The 17113-nt window shown below is 67.7% G+C and carries 15 protein-coding genes; 8 read left to right on the forward strand and 7 right to left on the reverse strand.

The features are described 5' to 3' along the window. Positions 1 to 87 precede the first annotated feature (87 nt). Together VZC37_RS17780 and VZC37_RS17785 are read right to left on the reverse strand one after the other, a co-directional pair. Positions 88 to 1497 carry a DHA2 family efflux MFS transporter permease subunit gene (locus VZC37_RS17780; protein WP_330434147.1) on the reverse strand — a complete coding sequence of 470 codons (1410 nt, stop codon included), beginning with the start codon at positions 1495 to 1497 and terminating at the stop codon, positions 88 to 90. Next, positions 1497 to 2312: an acyl-CoA thioesterase gene (locus VZC37_RS17785; protein ID WP_330434149.1), complete on the reverse strand. Its 816-nt coding sequence runs from the start codon at positions 2310 to 2312 to the stop codon at positions 1497 to 1499. Before VZC37_RS17785 ends, VZC37_RS17780 begins: the two co-directional genes overlap by 1 nt. A 53-nt stretch (positions 2313 to 2365) precedes the next feature. Here VZC37_RS17785 and VZC37_RS17790 point away from each other — a divergent pair, with 53 nt between their 5' ends. Further along, positions 2366 to 2845, forward strand: a complete 480-nt coding sequence (locus VZC37_RS17790; protein WP_330434151.1) for a winged helix-turn-helix transcriptional regulator — start codon at positions 2366 to 2368, stop codon at positions 2843 to 2845. A 37-nt stretch (positions 2846 to 2882) separates the two neighbouring features. On the opposite strand, the gene VZC37_RS17795 is transcribed toward VZC37_RS17790, so the two are convergent. Continuing rightward, complete coding sequence (locus tag VZC37_RS17795) at positions 2883 to 3320, reverse strand: pyridoxamine 5'-phosphate oxidase family protein (RefSeq protein ID WP_330434153.1); 438 nt, start codon at positions 3318 to 3320, stop codon at positions 2883 to 2885. Between the two features lie 96 nt (positions 3321 to 3416). Here VZC37_RS17795 and VZC37_RS17800 point away from each other — a divergent pair, with 96 nt between their 5' ends. Continuing rightward, positions 3417 to 4295, forward strand: coding sequence for a TIGR03619 family F420-dependent LLM class oxidoreductase (locus VZC37_RS17800; RefSeq protein ID WP_330434155.1), 879 nt, complete (start codon positions 3417 to 3419; stop codon positions 4293 to 4295). Here the strand turns inward: VZC37_RS17800 and VZC37_RS17805 are convergent. From VZC37_RS17805 to VZC37_RS17820, 4 genes are read right to left on the reverse strand one after another with little or no spacing between them, the layout of a single operon-like run. Further along, on the reverse strand, positions 4285 to 5700 hold the full coding sequence (locus VZC37_RS17805; RefSeq protein ID WP_330434156.1) for a phytoene desaturase family protein: 1416 nt from the start codon (positions 5698 to 5700) through the stop codon (positions 4285 to 4287). The genes VZC37_RS17800 and VZC37_RS17805 overlap by 11 nt on opposite strands. Before the next feature lie 2 nt (positions 5701 to 5702). Then, the gene (locus tag VZC37_RS17810) at positions 5703 to 6206 is read right to left on the reverse strand and encodes a GtrA family protein (protein ID WP_330434158.1); all 504 of its coding nucleotides are present in this window, start codon (positions 6204 to 6206) and stop codon (positions 5703 to 5705) included. Positions 6207 to 6209: 3 nt separating this feature from the next. Beyond that, entirely contained in the window at positions 6210 to 8222 is a 2013-nt protein-coding gene (locus VZC37_RS17815; protein ID WP_330434160.1) for an MDR family MFS transporter, read from the reverse strand. 40 nt (positions 8223 to 8262) lie between these two features. Continuing rightward, a complete protein-coding gene (locus tag VZC37_RS17820) occupies positions 8263 to 9093 on the reverse strand; it encodes an aldo/keto reductase (protein WP_330434162.1) in 831 nt (276 codons plus the stop codon). A gap of 71 nt (positions 9094 to 9164) precedes the next feature. Here VZC37_RS17820 and VZC37_RS17825 point away from each other — a divergent pair, with 71 nt between their 5' ends. From VZC37_RS17825 to dprE2, 6 genes are all read left to right on the forward strand, one after another. After that, positions 9165 to 10376, forward strand: coding sequence for a lipase family protein (locus VZC37_RS17825; RefSeq protein WP_431309442.1), 1212 nt, complete (start codon positions 9165 to 9167; stop codon positions 10374 to 10376). Positions 10377 to 10383: 7 nt separating this feature from the next. Next, the gene (locus tag VZC37_RS17830; RefSeq protein ID WP_330434166.1) at positions 10384 to 11928 is read left to right on the forward strand and encodes a phytoene desaturase family protein; all 1545 of its coding nucleotides are present in this window, start codon (positions 10384 to 10386) and stop codon (positions 11926 to 11928) included. Between the two features lie 9 nt (positions 11929 to 11937). Continuing rightward, positions 11938 to 13263: a DUF2254 domain-containing protein gene (locus tag VZC37_RS17835; RefSeq protein ID WP_330434167.1), complete on the forward strand. Its 1326-nt coding sequence runs from the start codon at positions 11938 to 11940 to the stop codon at positions 13261 to 13263. After that, entirely contained in the window at positions 13263 to 14777 is a 1515-nt protein-coding gene (locus VZC37_RS17840) for an acyl-CoA carboxylase subunit beta (RefSeq protein WP_330434169.1), read from the forward strand. The genes VZC37_RS17835 and VZC37_RS17840 overlap by 1 nt, the downstream gene beginning before the upstream one ends. 78 nt (positions 14778 to 14855) lie before the next feature. Beyond that, entirely contained in the window at positions 14856 to 16280 is a 1425-nt protein-coding gene (gene dprE1 / locus VZC37_RS17845; protein WP_330434171.1) for a decaprenylphosphoryl-beta-D-ribose oxidase, read from the forward strand. Positions 16281 to 16351: 71 nt separating this feature from the next. After that, positions 16352 to 17113: a decaprenylphospho-beta-D-erythro-pentofuranosid-2-ulose 2-reductase gene (gene dprE2, locus VZC37_RS17850; RefSeq protein WP_330434173.1), complete on the forward strand. Its 762-nt coding sequence runs from the start codon at positions 16352 to 16354 to the stop codon at positions 17111 to 17113.

Here is a 17113-nt window from a genome sequence, read left to right on the forward strand (position 1 = left end):
ACCGCCTTCCAACCGCTGGTTGAGTAGCCCGGAGCGCTAGCGGAGGGCGTATCGAAACCCGGCTACCTCACACCCGGGAAGGAACGGTCAGGTCGCCGGAGTTCGCGGCGTCATCCCCAACGCCGCAACGGCCCCCAGCACCGCGACACCACCGAGCACCCACCACGCCTGCACGAACACGTGGTGCGCGGCGTCGTATCCGACCGGGCTGCCCAGGATGGCGACGAGAACACTCACTCCGAGTGCCATGCCGATCTGGCGACTCATGTTGACAACCGCGCTGCCGGTTGCGGATTGGTGCGCCGGCAAGTCCGCGGTCGCCGACGACAGGATCGCCGGCAGGGCCAGGCCGACGCCGACACCACCGATCAGCCATCCCGGCAGCACCTCGGTCGCGTAGTTCGGCGTCGCATCGACCGACATCGCGATCAGCACACCACCGAAGCCGAACAGGAGGCATCCCGCACTCACGATCCACCCCACCGGATAGCGCGCGGTCAGTCGGTGCGCCACCGCGGCGAAGATCGGGACCATCAGCGGCCCCGTCGATACCGCGAAGCCGGTCTTGATCGCGGAGTATCCCCAGACCTGTTGCAGCCAGAGGATGTTGGCGAGCAGAGCGCCGGCAAAGGGCACCGCGAACAAGACCGCGGTCAGATTGGCGAATGAGAAGGCCCGCACCCTCAACAGTGCCGGGTCGATCACCGGGACCGCATGACGGATCGAGCTGAGCACGAACCCCGCGAGCGCGATCGCCGCGACCACCCACGCGACGACGATACGCGGATCCGTCCATCCCCATTCCGCCCCCTCGACGAGTCCGAGCGTGACCGCACCGATCGCGAGGGCGAGCAGCACCGCTCCGAGAACGTCCGGCAACTGGCTGCCGGACTCGTTGGGAGACTTCGCGATCACCAATGCACCGGCAACGAGTGCGATCAGCCCGACCGGGACGTTCACCAGGAACACCCACCGCCAGGACAACTCCACGAGTAGACCGCCGACCGCAGGGCCGAGCGCCGCGGCGAGGGCGCCGGTCGCCGCCCAGATCCGGACCGATCGCGCACGCACCGCCGGGGGCATGGTCGTCACGACGAGTCCGAGGCTCGCCGGGGTCAGGATCGCCGCGCCGACGGCCTGCACGACACGGAACGCGACGAGCCACCAGATCCCCTCGGCCAGAGCACATGCCACGCTCGCCAGCGTGAACAGCGCGAGGCCGGCGAGAAATGCGCCTTTGCGTCCGTACCGGTCGGCCAGTCGTCCGGCGGGCACCAGGAGGGCCGCGTAGATGATCGTGTACGCGTTCAGCACCCAGGACAACTGCGAGAGCGATACCCCGTCGAACTCCGCGCCGATGTCGTCGAACGCCACGTTGACGATGAACACGTCGAGGCTGGCCATGAATGCGGCGATCGACAGTACGGCGAGGACCAGGCCCGACGGGGCGGAGCGTGCCGTTGCAGCCGGATTCTGCCGTAGCGCACCGATACTCATCACCGGTCCGTCCATCCGACGACGCGTCGACTCTGTCGTGCCGCGGCGAGCAATCGTCCGCGCTCGTCGCGCAGAGTGGTGTCATCGACCGACCATCCGCCCGACGTCGAGATGTTGTGGGTCTGCACCAGGATCGGCGCCGGGCTCGAATTCTCCGGCGGCGCAGCGACATGCATCGAGAGCGACACCGTCGGCACCGCCACCGGAGCAGTCAGTGTCGGAAAGAGGGCCGGCGGCAGACAATCGGCAAGGAGCGCCAGGTACGCGGCATCGACGGTCATCGGCCGCAGCGTGGTGATCCAGGCCCGCATCCTGGGTTCGGCAGCACCGGTCAGCGGCAGCGGGCCGTCAACAGGTCGCAGATCCAAGTGCCCACCCATCGGCACGATCTCCGGCGGGATCATGAACGGCGCGCAATCCTCCGGCCGCGGAACGACATCCGAACCGATGTCGACGATGTCGGTTGCGGCGGACGGTTCGACGCGCCCCATCGTGATCGATGCGGTGGCGATGGCGCGGCCCTGTTGGCCGACGACGACATCCACCACTCGCGTGCTTCGGCCCACCGGCGTGACCGTCGGCGTGAGCACCAGCTCGCCGTCGTCGGGACGGCCGACGAATCGGAGGTCGAGGGCTCGCACGGTGGCGTCCGGAGCGGTCTGGCCGGCCACGTGAACAGCCAGTGCAGCGATCACCCCGCCATGCGGACCCGACCACCCCCACCACGACGGATCGATCTCGGCCGACCACGTGCCGTCATCGCCGACCTGCGCCGAGAACTCCTCGCCGAGGGCGTACCTGCTGAGTTGTTTCACGCAACTGAGCAAAGCACGTTGAGTTGCGTCACGCAACCCGCTATCGTTGGCACATGCGCCGCGCACGCTTCACCGACATGAACTGCTCCGTCGCCCAAACCCTCGAGATCGTCGGCGAGTGGTGGACACTGCTCATCATTCGAGACGCCTTGTTCGGCGTGACCCGCTTCGACGACTTCTCCACCCGGCTCGGCATCGCGCGCAATGTGCTGACCCAGCGCCTCGACACCCTCGTCGAGCACGGCGTGCTGACCAAGGAGCCGTACCAGGACAAGCCGATTCGGTACGACTATCGATTGACCGAGAAGGGACGCGGACTGTGGACCGTGGTGGCGGCCCTGCGCCAGTGGGGCGACAAATGGGCCATCGACGGTGATCCTCCCGTCGTCACCGAACACCCTGGCTGCGGGCACATCATGACCGTCGAACCGGTGTGTTCTGAGTGCGGCACCCACGTGACGCGATCCGACCTGCGGGTCCTCCGTGGCCCCGGTGCCGACGACCGCAGTCCGTTACCTGCCCCGAGGCACTGATACCCGAGGCACTGACAAGAGCCGCGCCGGGCAAACCTCAGAAGCTGAACCGCCGAACCTTCTCCGGGTGGATCACGACCCGAACCTGCTCGTCGGCCAAGATCTCCTCGAGCTGGCGCGCGCGGACCGGATCGTCGAGATCCCAGTACCGGGCGGCCAGTCGCGCCACGAGTTCATGCGCACCGTCCGATTCCACCGTCGTCGACCCGGCCACGGACACCCACCGCTCAGGCTCGCCGACCGGCGCGGCGACGACGATCGAGGCGCGCGGATCGCGGCCGAGCCTGCGTACCTTCAGTGCATCCGGCTCGGTGAACAATTGGATCGCGCCGGCGTCGGTGACCTCGAACCAGACCGGCCGCGGCTGTGCCGGCACCGGCCCCGCCGCCACGGACAGGAATCCGTACAGCGGTCGCCGTAGCAACTCGAGATCGTCGGGTGTCAGGGACTGGGCGTCACTCGTGTCGTCGGTCATCTCCACGATCAACGTCGGCGATACGACGATCTCTTCCCAGCCAAACTAGAACGTGTTCTACTCTGGGGAGACCACCGTCACGTCCCGAGGAGCACGATGCGCTTCACCTTCGCCGAGGCCATGACCGACCCGAGCTACTACGCGCCGCTAGCGCAGGCCGCCGAACAGGCCGGGTACTCCGGATTCACCATCCCCGATTCCCTGGCCTACCCGGAGGAGTCGGATGCGACATATCCGTACACGCCTGACGGCGATCGTGAATTCCTCGACGGCAAGGCGTTCATCGAGACGTTCATCCAGGCCGCCGCACTCGGCGCGGTCACCGAGACCATCCGCTTCACCCCGTTCGTCGTCAAGCTTCCGGTGCGTCCGCCGGCACTGGTCGCCAAGCAGGCGAGTTCTGTCGCATACCTGACGAACAATCGGTTCGCGCTCGGCGTCGGCACCAGCCCGTGGCCGGAGGACTACGACATCATGGGCGTCGACTTCAAGCGTCGCGGAAAGCGTATGGACGAGTGCATGGACATCATCCGCGGGCTGACGACCGGCGACTACTTCGAGTTCCACGGCGAGTTCTACGACATCCCGAAGATCAAGATGACCCCGGCGCCGACCCAGCCGATCCCGCTCCTCGTCGGCGGACACGCCGACCTCGCCCTCAAGCGAGCGGTCGTCCGCGGCGACGGCTGGATGCACGGCGGCGGTCCGGCGGAGGAACTCGACGAACTGCTGGACAAGATCGCCGACATCCGCAAGGCCGAGGGAAAGACCAACGATCCGTTCGAGATCCACGTCATCTCGATGGACGCCTATAGTGTCGACGGATGTAAACGACTGGAGGACAAAGGGATCACCGACGTCATCGTCGGGTTCCGGATGCCGTACGTCCGGGGCGCGGACACCGAGCCCCTGGAGAAGAAGATCGAACATCTGAACTGGTACGCGGAGAACGTCATCGCCAAGGTCAACGGCTGAGATGACGCAGCGCGGCATGTGCGGCGCGGTATCCGCACATGCCGTGCACTCCCCCACCCGGCGGTGTCGCCGACGAACAGAGGAACACCCCCGGCGCACCGGTCGCGTACGGATTCGGTGAGAGCCGCGGCCGGGCGATGAGATGACGGAGATCGTTTCGGCCGCCACCGATGTCGCCGCCGACGATGTTGGGGTTACGCAGTTCCAGTTCGGCCGGTGACGTGCTGACCGAGTCGATGATCCGGTCGCGGAAGCCCGGCGCGAAACGCTCGATCTGGGCGGTGACCGCCTCGGTCGCGTCACCGTTGAACCCGTGTGGCACATGTGCGTACGCCCACAGCGGCTTCGCCGATCCGGGGGCACGCGTCGGGTCGGCCAACCACTGCTGGGCGATCAGCGTGAACGGGCGCGACGGCATCCGGCCGGCCACGGACGCGGCCTCCGCAGCGGCGATCTCGTCGACGGTTCCACCGAGGTGGACGGTGCCCGCACGTCGGCACGCCTCGTCGGTCCAGCCCACCTCGCCGTCGATCAGGTAGTCCACCTTGAACGCGGCCGGGCCATGCCGATACCGGGCGAACTTCCGAGACCTGCTCTCGGACAGGCGTTTCCCGAGCATTCTCGCCGCCGCCCCGGGCATGACGTCCAGCAGGACCACATCGGCGGGCTCGACCTCGTCCACGGACTCGATGCGCACACCGGTGGTCACCGTGCCGCCGGCGTCGATCAGCGCTGCGGCGAGCGCGTTCACGATCGCCGACGACCCGCCCTCCGCGACGGGCCACCCGTAGCGGTGACCTGCACCGAGCATCATCAGCCCGGTCGCCGCCGTTCCTGCCCGGTCCAGCCGCGTGAACGAATGCGCGGCGACACCCGCGAACAGCGCCCGCGCCTGAGCGTGTGAAAACACCCGCGACATCGACGTCGCCGGATATATGGCGTGATGGCCGAACTCGGCCAGACGAATCGGATGGCGCGGAACCGACACGAGGGGGCCGAGAACGTCGTCGGCGAGCTCGTCGAAATCGTCGGCGACGCCTCCGATCACGTCCTTCCAGGTCTGGCCATCGGGCCCGAGGCCTGCCGCCGTCTCGTCCACCGAGCGGTACAGCACCGCTGCCGGTTCGTCGTCGAGGGGATGCGCACAGTCCACCTCGGGCCATCGCCACCGTAGCCCGGACTCCTCGAGCCGCAGTTCCCGGAAGGCCGGCGACGCCGCGCCGAACGGATGCACGGCCGAACAGGTGTCGTGCAGGATGTCGGAGCGCAGCAGGGGCTCGGTGCGGGCACCGCCGCCGATCCGTTCGGCCGCCTCGACCACCCGGACCGTCAGACCGGCCCGGGCCAGCACGACCGCCGCGGTCAGACCGTTGGGCCCGCTTCCGACGACGACCGCTGTGGTCACCGTCAGCGGATCCGGAAGATGACGAGGCGTTGCACCACGAAGTTGATCACGGTGGCGGTGCCCTGGGCGATCACATAGGCGATGAAGCTGTACAGCAGGGTCTCCGGCCACAGGTGGGAGAGCCATGTGTACAGACCGACGTTGACGAAGAACGTGACGCCGTAGAGAAGTGCCACCGCGACGAATCGCAGCGCACTGGGTTCGGCCTGGAACGTCCAGCGTCGGTTGAGCAGGTAGGCGGTGGTGGTCCCGAGGATGAAGCCGAGGGATTTGGCGAGCGCGAACGGTGCCCCGAACACGTACTGGAGCAGCACGGTGAGGCCGAAGTCCAAGACGCCCGATCCGGCGCCGGTGATGGTGAACCGGACGATCTGGGTCTTCAGATCGGCGTTGGTGGACAACTCGCCGTCGTTGAGCGGCAACTCCAGCGGCACCGCCGGGTGCGGAGACGTGAAATCCGTGTGATGCGGCTGCGGGTCGGCCGCGTCGGATTCAGGTCGGGACACGCCTCAAACCCTAGACCACTCCGGGGGTGTCTCCGTATGCAGCCGACGGGCGATCTCGTCGAGCAGTTCGTCGACTTCTGCCCCCTCGCTGCCGGGGTAGTCGGCGACGAATCGCCGCAGCCGCGTGCGCTGCGCCTCCAGTAGTCGCTCGGCTTCGGCCGAACCCTCGGCCGTGATGGCGACAACCCCGTGGTCGATGGTCACCATCCCGCGTCGGGCCAACGACTCGGCCGTCGCCTCCACCGTCGACCTGGGGGTTTCCGATGCCGCCACCATGGCGGAGATCTCCCGCGTGGACTCTTCGGCGACTCGGCTGACCATCCATGCCTCACCGCGTGACAGCGAACTCTCCGCCGTCTCGACCACGAGTTCCCACGCCCGGAGCCGGTCGTCGCGGGCAAGGGTCTCCCACACCTTCAGTCGCAGTTCCTCCAGCGATGTCCGATCCGACGGCATACCGAAGCTCTCCCCGGGGTCGGGGGTTTTGGTCACGGTGCGCAGCGGGACCTCCGGCAACAACCAACTGAGCCCGAAGGCGATCAGCCCGATCGGAACCGCCACCAGGAAGACCATCTGGAAGGAGCCGGTGAAGCCGTCGAGGAACCACATCTGGACGTCCGGCGGACACGACGGAAGGGTCAGCGTGGACGCCTCGAGTACCTCCGCCGAGCACGGCCCGACCGCCCCCGGCGGCGGTGCCTGCGAGAGATGGTCGTCGAGGCGCGTGTTGAAGACCGCGCCGAACGCGGCGACGCCGACCGAGGCGCCGATCGTGCGGAAGAACGTCGCGCCGCTGGTGCCCGCGCCGAGGTCGCGGTATTCGACGGAGTTCTGCACGGCCAGGACCAGCACCTGCATCACCATGCCGAGGCCGAGCCCGAGAATGAACAGATAGGTGCTGGTCAGCGCCGTCGACGTGTTCTGGTCCATCGTGGACAGCAGGTACAGCGCGACGGTGAAGATCGCGGTGCCGAGGATCGGGTAGAACTTGTAGCGGCCGGTCCGGCTGATGAGCTGGCCGCTGCCGATCGAGGTGAGGAGCAGGCCTGCCATCATCGGGATCATCCGCAGCCCAGACGAAGTGGCGGTGGCACCCTGGACCGCCTGTAGGAACAGCGGCAGGAACGTGATGGCACCGAACATCGCGAAACCGACGACGAATCCGACCGACGCCGCGATCACGAAGACCCGGTCGGTCAGCAGTCGCACCGGCATCACCGGTTCGGGCGCACGCCGTTCCTGGAAGATGAACGCGACCGCCGCCAGCACCGACAACGCGGCCAGGCCCAGCACCCGCCCGGACGACCAACCCCAGAGTGCACCGAAGCTGGTGACGAGCACGATGCCGGTCGCGGCCGTCATCAGCAGCAGGATGCCGAGATAGTCGATCGACGGTTTTGTCTGCGCGACGGTCTTCGGCAGCACCGCGATCACCACGACGAGGGCGACGATCCCGATGGGCAGGTTGATGTAGAAGACCCACCGCCAGCTGAGGTTGTCGACGAAGAATCCGCCGAGCAACGGCCCCACCACGCTGGCGAAACCGAAGACCGCACCGAAGATGCCCTGGTAGCGACCGCGTTCCCGCGGTGGGACGACGTCGCCGATGATGGCCTGAGACAACACCATCAACCCGCCGGCGCCGACGCCCTGCAACGCGCGGTACGCGATCAGCGTCGTCATCGAGTTCGCGGTGCCGCAGAGCCCGGACCCGACGAGGAAGATCACGACGCACGCGAGGAACAGGTTGCGTCTGCCGTAGAGGTCGCCGAGTTTGCCCCACAGCGGGGTGGTCGCCGTGGTGGCGAGCATGTAGGCGGTGACGACCCAGGTCAGGTGGTCGGCTCCGCCGAGGTCGTTGACGATCGTCGGCAACGCGGTGGCGACGATGGTCTGGTCGAGCGCGGCCAGCAGCATCGCCAGCATCAGGCCTGCGAAAATGGACCAGATCTTGCGTTGGTCGAGTTCGCCTGCCGGGGCTTCGGGGGAGGTCGGGGTGGCGCGGCCATCCGTCATGGGCTGAGACTACGTCCGGGTGGTGGTGTGCCGCGTGGGTTCAGAACTCCTCTTCGACGTCCGAGTCTCGCGCGGCCCTCTCCCCGCGGTCGAGAGCGACGAGCGCAGCCAGGTCGTCGGCGTCGAAGTCGAAGTCGAACAGGTCGGCGTTCTCGCGTTGCCGACCGAGGTGCGACGACTTGGGCACCACGCTCACACCCTGCTGCACCGCCCACCGCAGCGCGATCTGGGTAGGCGATTTGCCGTATTTGCGGGCCAGCCGAATCACCGCCGCCTCCCCCAGCATCCCTTCCTTGCGACCGGTGGGATGCCACGCCTGCGCGTGAATGCCCTTGTCGTCCATGAACTCCCGGATCTCGGATCGGGCCAGGGCGGGCGAGCACTGGATCTGGTTGATCGCCGGCCAGCGCCCGGTCTCGTCGTAAAGCATCTGCAGGTGATGCTGCTTGAAATTCGATACACCCGCGGTGCGGATGAAGCCCTCGTCGGCCAAGGTCAGCAGCGCTTTCCACGAGTCGACGGTGCGACCGAGACTCGGGCACGGCCAGTGGATCAGGTAGACGTCGATGTGGTCGACCCCGAGGCGACGGGCGCTGTCCTTGGCCGCGTTGATGGCCTCGTCGAATCCCTGGTCGCCGCCACCGAGTTTGGTCTGTACCACGACGTCGTCGCGCGCCACCCCCGACTCGCGCAGTCCCAGACCGACACTGCGTTCGTTGCTGTACCGGGACGCGGTGTCGAGCATCCGATACCCGGCGCGCAACGCGCCGGCGACGGCCGCCACGCCGGGCCGCCCCAGCATCCCGAACGTGCCCAGGCCGACCATCGGGATCGAATAGCCGTTGTTCAGCTTCACTGACGGAATGTCCACGACCTCAGAATAGGTCCAATGCGACATCTGGGCGTGCCGGTCGAGGGCGGACGCTAGCCTCGATGACCATGATGTCTCGACGGCTGCGGCTCATCGCCATGGTGACATTCACCGCCCTCTCGACTGCGGTTGCGGTCGTCGTCGCCCAGCCGAGCGCGGCGGCCGACCCGACGTCCACCCCGCCGCCCAACTGGTCGGGCATGGACGTTCGCGACTACTCCGGACCGGCGCCGGCGCGAGCCGGCACTCTCATCGAGCAGGTTCCGCTGGCCGCCGATCTCAGCATCCCCGGGGCCGCACGCGCCTACCGAATCCATTACGCAACACCGGATCAGCACGGCCGACCGGCGACCAGCACCGGTGCGATCTTCCTGCCACCCGGCACGCCACCCCCGGGTGGCTGGCCGGTTCTGGCGTGGGCGCACGGCACCACCGGGCTGGGTGACGACTGCACCCCGTCCGCACAGCCGCGCAGTGACCGGGACTCCGCATACCTGTCCCACTGGCTGGGCGAGGGGTACGCCATCGTGTCCACCGATTATGTCGGTCTCGGCACACCCGGCTTGATGAGCTACCTCAACGGCGACTCCGAGGCACATTCGATCGTCGACTCGGTCAAGGCGGCGCGGCAGACGGGCCTCCCGCTGAGCAGCCGCTGGGCGATCGTCGGGCAATCGCAGGGGGCCGGCGCGGCGCTCAACGGCGCCCACCAGGCGACCGCGCTGTCGCGAGGGTCCGGGTTGGACTACCGCGGCGTAGTGGCCACGGGCACACCCGCCAACATCGAGCAGGTCATCGCGTTGGGCGGTCCGGACTTCCCACCGGTGACCCTGCCGGCCGGCCTGAACACCTACGCTGCCTACATTCTGGCCGGGTTCATCGAAGCGCGGCCCGATCTCGGTGTGCGGTCGGCGCTCACGCCCCGCGGTGCGGAACTCGTCGCCGCGGCGCGCACCCTCTGCTACGCCGAGATGGCGGATCTGATGACCGGCGTCGACCTGCGCACCCTGTTCCGCCGGCCACTTGCCGGCATCCCCGGTGTGCGTGAAGGTCTCGCTGAGTACATGGGCACGCCGTACTCCGGCTACGACCGCCCGATCTTCCTCGGACAGGGTCTCCTGGACACGGATGTGCCCGCACCGTCGGCGCTGTCGCTGTACGCGCAGATGACCGCGGCGGGTCAGCCCGTGGAACTTCACGTCTATCCCGCCGAAGACCACTCGGGGACGGTTCTCGCATCCATCCGGGATTCGACCCCGTTCCTGCAACGCATAATGAGGTGAATCCGACGTGCCTGCCACCCATTACGACGATGTCATCATCGGCGCCGGTCACAACGGCCTGACCGCCGCGACCTATCTCGCCGACGCGGGCCGCTCCGTACTGGTGGTGGAGAAGGCCGATCACGTCGGCGGTGCCGCGGTGTCGGCGATGCCGTTCGCCGGCCTTCCTGCGCAGCTGTCGCGCTACTCGTATCTGGTTTCGCTGATGCCGCGTGCGATCATCGCCGACCTCGGACTCGACATCCGGCTCATCCGACGCCGGTACTCGTCGTACACACCGTTGCCGGCAGATCCGGCCACCGGCATCCTCGTCGACAACGACGATCCCGAATCCACCGCCGAATCCTTCCGCAAGGCAACGGGTTCCGATACGGTGCACACCGCCTGGCAGTCGTTCTACACGCGACTGGGGACCATCGCCGAACGAGTCTTCCCGACCATGCTCGAACCACTTCGTTCGGCCGGTGAGATGCACGATCTGGTCACCGGAACGGATTCCAGTGAGGCCGAGTTCTGGGAGACGCTCACGACCCGCCCGCTCGGCACTCTGCTCGAGCAGTACTTCGACGACGACGTGGTACGTGGGATCGCCGCCACCGACGGCCTGATCGGCACCTTCGCCGACCTCGACGCCCCCTCGCTGCGACAGAACATCTGCTTCCTGTATCACGTCATCGGCGGCGGTACCGGCGACTGGGACGTCCCCGTCGGCGGCATGGGCGCGGTGTCCGGCGCGCTGTATCAGGCAGCCGCCGCCGCCGGCGCCGAGATCCGCACCGGTGTAGAGGTAGTCGGCATCGACCCCGCCGACGGAACCGTCGAACTCGCCGACCGCACGGTATCGGCGACGATGCTGTACGCCGCCTGCGCGCCGGCGGTGCTCAACGATCTCCTCGACGATCCCATCGAGACCGAGACCGAGCCGCGCGGCGCGCAACTCAAGGTCAACCTACTGCTCGACCGCCTACCCCGCCTGCGCGACGACTCCGTGTCGCCGGCCGCCGCATTCTCCGGCACGTTCCACATCAACGAGAGCGCCCAGCAACTGCGCACCGCATACCGACAGGCCGCCCGCGGACAGGTCCCCGAACTACCGCCATGTGAGATCTATTGCCACACACTGTCGGATCGGTCGATCCTGGGACCCGAACTCGACGGGAAACACACGCTGACGCTGTTCGGCCTGCACACCCCACCGGATGTGTTCGATTCGCCCGGCGCCGTCGAGCACGCGGTCGGCGCCACCCTGGCATCGCTCAATTCCGTTCTGGCCGAACCTGTCCAGAACGTGATCACGCACGATGCCGCCGGCGATCCGTGTATCGAGGTGAAGACCCCGCAGGATCTCGAGGAGACCCTGGGACTCCCCGGTGGCAACATCTTCCACCGCAGCCTCCAGTGGCCGTGGGCGGAGTCCGAGCACGAGGTCGGCACCTGGGGCGTGGAGACGCACCACCCCAGGCTGCTGCTGTGCGGCGCCGGCGCACGGCGAGGTGGTGGCGTAAGTGGGATTCCAGGACGCAACGCAGCACGGAAAGTGCTGGGTGACTAGCGCATGCGGATGAGGTTGACGCGGCTCCGGGACGTGTTCTGGTTCCTCCCGCTGGTCATGGCACTTTCGGCGATCGTGCTCGCGCAGGTGCTCGTCGAGGTCGACCGCGCGCTGGCCGACACGACACCTGGCTGGGAGGGCGGCTTCTTCGTCCGGGTCGGTGCCAGCGGCGGTCGCGATCTGCTCGGCGCGATCGGCGGGTCGATGCTGGCCGTCGCGGCCACCTCGTTCTCGATCACGATCTCGGTGCTCGCGACAGCCAGTTCCACCTACGGTCCCCGCCTGGTCCGCAACTTCATGAACGATCGCGGAAACCAGTTCGTGCTCGGCATGTTCGGCGCCACCTTCCTCTATGCGCTGATGGTGTTGCGCGCCATCACCGCCGGCCCGACCGTCGACACCACCTTCGTGCCCGACATCGCGGTCAACGTGGCGGTCGGGTTGGCTGTCGTCGACGTCCTGGTCCTCGTGTACTTCATCAACCACATCGCGTCGTCCATCCAGGTGTCGACGTTGTCGGCGCGCGTCCGGTCCGAACTCGATGCCGTGGTCGCGGAGCTCTATCCCGATCCCGCACCCGACAACGCGGTCGCCGCCCCCACTCCGGGCGGCGGGACACCGGTCACCGCAACGGGTTCGGGATTCGTCATCGGGATCGACGAGACCGCGCTACTGCGTACCGCACGCGAGCAGGGCTGCCTCATCGCGATCGAGGTCCGACCAGGCGATCACCTGGTCGACGGCGAGGTGCTCGCCCGCATCCACGGCATCGACGGTGACGACGAGGCGACCTCGGGAGCGACCGACGCGATCCGTGACGGCATCGAGCTCGGCGAGACGCGGACGCCGTACCAGGACATCCAGTTCGCGGTGCAGCAGCTCACCGAGATGGCCGTCCGCGCCCTCTCCCCGGGCACGAACGATCCCTACACCGCGCACAACGCACTCAACGAACTCGCCGCCGGGCTGGTCCCCCTGGCGCGCCGCCGCGCACCCGACCTGGGGCGCACCGACGACGACGGCACCGTGCGGCTGATCGTGACCCGCCTACCCATGCAGGAACTCCTCGACGACGTGTTCGGGGCGGTCCGCACCTACGCACTCGACGCGCCGATCGCGATGACCGCGGCGATCATGCTCGCGCGCCGGATCGGGGTGGCGGCTGTCGACGCCGATGTCCGCGACCATGTCACGCTGCACCTCGACCGGATCGACGACGCACTGGACCGGGCGTCCGATCCCGTCAACGCGGAGTTCTGTCGCGGCGAGATCGCGCAGGCGCGGTCCTCGATCGGGATCACGCACCAGCAGGTCGATCGAGAAGGGACCGTGTGATGGGTGATCAGAACGGCCACCCCGCACCGGCGACCGGGCTCGACGAGGTGACCGCGCGACGGCACCTGACGACGGATGCGGCGCGGCCGGAGAAGGTCGCCCGCCGTCACGCCGCCGGACGTCGCACCGCACGGGAGAACGTCGCCGACCTGATCGATGCCGGATCGCTGATCGAGTACGGCCAATTCGCCACGGCCGCACAGGAACAACGTCGCGACCTGATGGACCTGGTGCTCGACACGCCGGCCGACGGGTTGATCGGCGGCACCGCCACGGTCGACGGTCGCGCCTGTGTGGTGCTGAGCTACGACTGGATGGTGCAGGCCGGCACCCAGGGCATGCGCGGGCATCACAAGACCGACCGGCTGATCGACGTCGCCACCCGCCTGGAGTTGCCGGCGGTGTTCTTCACCGAGGGCGGCGGCGGGCGGCCCGGCGACACCGACTATCCGGTGGTGTCGGCGCTCGACGTTGGTTCGTTCCGGATGTGGGGCGCGCTCGGCGAGGTGGCGCCGCGGATCGCGGTGGTGTCCGGCCGCTGTTTCGCGGGCAACGCGGTCCTGGCCGGGTCGGCGGACATCCGGGTCGCCACCCCGGACGCCAATCTCGGGATGGCCGGTCCGGCGATGATCGCCGGCGGTGGACTCGGGCAGGTGGCCGCCGAGGACATCGGGCCTGCGGAGGAACAGGCCGCCAACGGGGTGATCGACGTCCTGGTCGACGACGAAGCCGAGGCCGTCGCGGTCGTGCGGCAGTTGCTCGGCATGGTCGCACCGGCCGGCCCGGTCGAGATCGTCGCCGACGATCAGACGGTGCTGCGTGACGCCCTGCCCGCCAACGATCGTGAGGCCTTCGACGTCCGCCCGATCGTCGAGACCGTCGTCGACATGGGGACGGCGCTCTGGCTGCGCGAGCGGTGGGCGCCGGAACTGGTCACTGCTCTCGCCCGGATCGACGGGATGCCGGTCGGGGTGATGGCGAATCAGTCCGGCCACCTGGCGGGTGCGCTCACCTCCGATGCCGCGACCAAGGCCGCCGACTTCCTCGAACTGTGCGAGCGGTGGGGCATCCCGATCCTCAGCCTCGTCGACACGCCCGGATTCATGGTCGGGCCCGAGGCCGAACGCACCGGTCTGGTGCGTACCGCGTCTCGGATGGTCAACGTCGGTTCACAGTTCACCCAGCCGTTGATCGGCGTCGTGCTGCGACGCGGCTACGGCCTCGGCGCCCAGGCGATGCTCGGCGGTGACACGCACCGCCCAGTCCTCACCGTGGCCTGGCCGCAGGCCCATCTCGGCCCGATGGGACTCGAGGGGGCGGTACGACTCTCGATGGCCAAGCAGTTGGCGGCGCTGCCGGAGGACGAACGCGAGGAGCTCGTCCGCACGAGCACCGATGCAATGCGCGAGCACGCCAAGGCACTCAACGCCGCGCGGGTGTTCGAGATCGACGATGTGATCGATCCGGCGGATACGCGCCGCATCGTCGCGGGGATGTTGCGCCGGGCGCGGTGAGATCGCTTCTTCGACTCCGCGACCAGGTGTTTCTCATCGCGATCCGACTGCCCGAGCGGACAGGTACCCTCATGTGCGATGTCTACTCACGAGTTGTTGCCGATCGAGACCCGCAAGCTGGTGGGGTGGTCGCGGACCACCCCGACCGTCGGGCACGTGCTCTCGACGCCATACCCCGAGGTCATCGCGGAAGCGGTCGCTCGCGTCGCCGACGACAATGCGGACAAACCGGACTATCTCAAGCGCGGTGTCATCGCTCGCGGGCTCGGTCGTTCCTATAACGAGTCCGGCCAGAACAGCGGTGGCCTGACCGTCGACATGACGCCGCTGACGCGGATCTACTCGATCGACCCGGACACCGCGATCGCCGACGTCGACGCCGGGGTGTCCCTCGACGCCCTCATGGCCGCGGCTCTGCCGTTCGGCCTCTGGGTTCCCGTGCTGCCGGGCACCCGGCAGGTCACCGTCGGTGGCGCGATCGCCCACGATATCCACGGCAAGAACCACCACAGCGCGGGCAGCTTCGGCAACCATGTCGTCGAGATGCATCTGCTCGTCGCCGACGGCCGGGTGCTGATCCTCACCCCCGACGGCTCCTCCGACGACCCGGATGGCGAACTGTTCTGGGCGACGGTGGCCGGCATCGGCCTCACCGGCATCATCCTGCGCGCCAAGATCGCGATGAAGCGCACCGAGAGCGCCCTGTTCCTCGCGGACACGTTCACCACCAACACCCTTGACGAGACAATCGACCTGCACCTCGAGCAGCGCTACGAGGACGGCTTCGAGTACGCGTCGGGATGGTTCGACACCATCAGCGGGCCACCAAAACTCGGCCGCGGGTCGTTCAGCCGCGGAAACCTCGCGACCCTCGACGATCTGCCGGCGAAGTACCGCAAGGATCCGTTGGCGTTCAACAGCAAACCGCTGATCTCGCTGCCCGATGTGTTCCCGCGCGGGCTGGCCAACAAGTTCGACTTCGCGCTGGTGGGTGAGGCCTACTACCGGATGGGCTCGAACAAGATGGGCCAGATCAAGAATTTGGCGCAGTTCTATCACATGCTCGATGTCGTCGGGAACTGGAACAACGCCTACGGCCGCGGTGGTGGGTTCACGCAGTACCAGTTCATCGTGCCGACCGGCAACGAGAAGGACTTCAAGCAACTCATCGTCGACATCCAGGCCTCCGGCCACGTCAGCTTCCTCAACGTCATCAAGCTGTTCGGCGAGGGAAACAAGGCGCCGCTGAGCTTCCCGTTCAAGGGATGGAACGTCTGCCTCGACTTCCCGGTCAAGAAGGGGCTCGCGGAGTTCCTCAACGACCTGGACCGTCGTGTGATGGAGATGGGTGGCCGCCTCTACACCGCCAAGGACTCGCGGACGTCCGCGCAGAACTTCCACGCGATGTACCCACGGATCGACGAGTGGACTGCGGTGCGCCGTCGGATCGACCCGACCGGTGTGTTCATGTCCGACATGGGCCGCCGGCTCGAACTCTCCTGACCACCAACCGAATCCACCACATTCAACGTCCCCTGCACGACCCCGACCCTGCACGACACCGAAAGGGCACCATGATCAACGCCGTCGGCGCACCCCAATCCATCCTGATCCTGGGCGGCAGTTCCGAGATCGGGCTGGCGATCGCCGAGGAGTACCTCAAGAAGGGGCCCGCCCGCCTGGTGCTGGCCACCGTCCCGGGCGATCCCACAGCCGATGCCGCGGCCGAGAAGATGAAGACCGCGGGTGCCACCGACGTCGAGCAGATCGACTTCGACGCCCTCGCCCCCGACACCCATCCCGCGGTGATCGACAAGGCCTTCGCCGGCGGCGACATCGACGTCGCGATCGTCGCCTTCGGCGTGCAGTTCGACGACGAGAAGGTGTGGCAGGACCACAAGGGCGCGGTCACCGAGGTCGGCATCAATTACACCGCGGCGGTCTCGGTCGGTGTGCTGCTCGGCGAGAAGTTGCGGGCGCAGGGCTCCGGCCAGATCATCGCGATGAGCTCCGTGGCCGGAGAGCGTGTGCGGCGCAGCAACTTCGTCTACGGCTCCACCAAGGCCGGACTCGACGGCTTCTACCTCGGCCTTGGTGATGCGTTGCGACCGTTCGGTCCTCGTGTGCTGGTCGTCCGGCCCGGTCAGGTGCGCACCCGGCTGTCCGCCCACGTCGACGAAGCGCCGATGACGGTGAACAAGGAGGACGTCGGCCGGATGGTGGTCGCGGCCGCCGACAAGGGCAAGGAGATCGTCTGGGCTCCGGCGCCGTTCCGGTTCGTCATGATGATCCTGCGGCACATCCCGCGTCCGATCTTCCGTCGGCTGCCCATCTGA

This window comes from Gordonia sesuvii (assembly GCF_036350415.1).
GTDB lineage: Bacteria > Actinomycetota > Actinomycetes > Mycobacteriales > Mycobacteriaceae > Gordonia > Gordonia sesuvii.

What these genes read in the sequence shown, in the direction of transcription:
- VZC37_RS17780 (WP_330434147.1), bottom strand. Translation starts at nt 1,497, where the DNA reads ATGAGTATCGGTGCGCTACGGCAGAATCCGGCTGCAACGGCACGCTCC.
- dprE2 (WP_330434173.1), top strand. Translation starts at nt 16,352, where the DNA reads ATGATCAACGCCGTCGGCGCACCCCAATCCATCCTGATCCTGGGCGGC.
- VZC37_RS17795 (WP_330434153.1), bottom strand. Translation starts at nt 3,320, where the DNA reads ATGACCGACGACACGAGTGACGCCCAGTCCCTGACACCCGACGATCTC.
- VZC37_RS17840 (WP_330434169.1), top strand. Translation starts at nt 13,263, where the DNA reads ATGGGTGATCAGAACGGCCACCCCGCACCGGCGACCGGGCTCGACGAG.
- dprE1 (WP_330434171.1), top strand. Translation starts at nt 14,856, where the DNA reads ATGTCTACTCACGAGTTGTTGCCGATCGAGACCCGCAAGCTGGTGGGG.
- VZC37_RS17800 (WP_330434155.1), top strand. Translation starts at nt 3,417, where the DNA reads ATGCGCTTCACCTTCGCCGAGGCCATGACCGACCCGAGCTACTACGCG.
- VZC37_RS17790 (WP_330434151.1), top strand. Translation starts at nt 2,366, where the DNA reads ATGCGCCGCGCACGCTTCACCGACATGAACTGCTCCGTCGCCCAAACC.
- VZC37_RS17825 (WP_431309442.1), top strand. Translation starts at nt 9,165, where the DNA reads ATGTCTCGACGGCTGCGGCTCATCGCCATGGTGACATTCACCGCCCTC.
- VZC37_RS17835 (WP_330434167.1), top strand. Translation starts at nt 11,938, where the DNA reads ATGAGGTTGACGCGGCTCCGGGACGTGTTCTGGTTCCTCCCGCTGGTC.
- VZC37_RS17815 (WP_330434160.1), bottom strand. Translation starts at nt 8,222, where the DNA reads ATGACGGATGGCCGCGCCACCCCGACCTCCCCCGAAGCCCCGGCAGGC.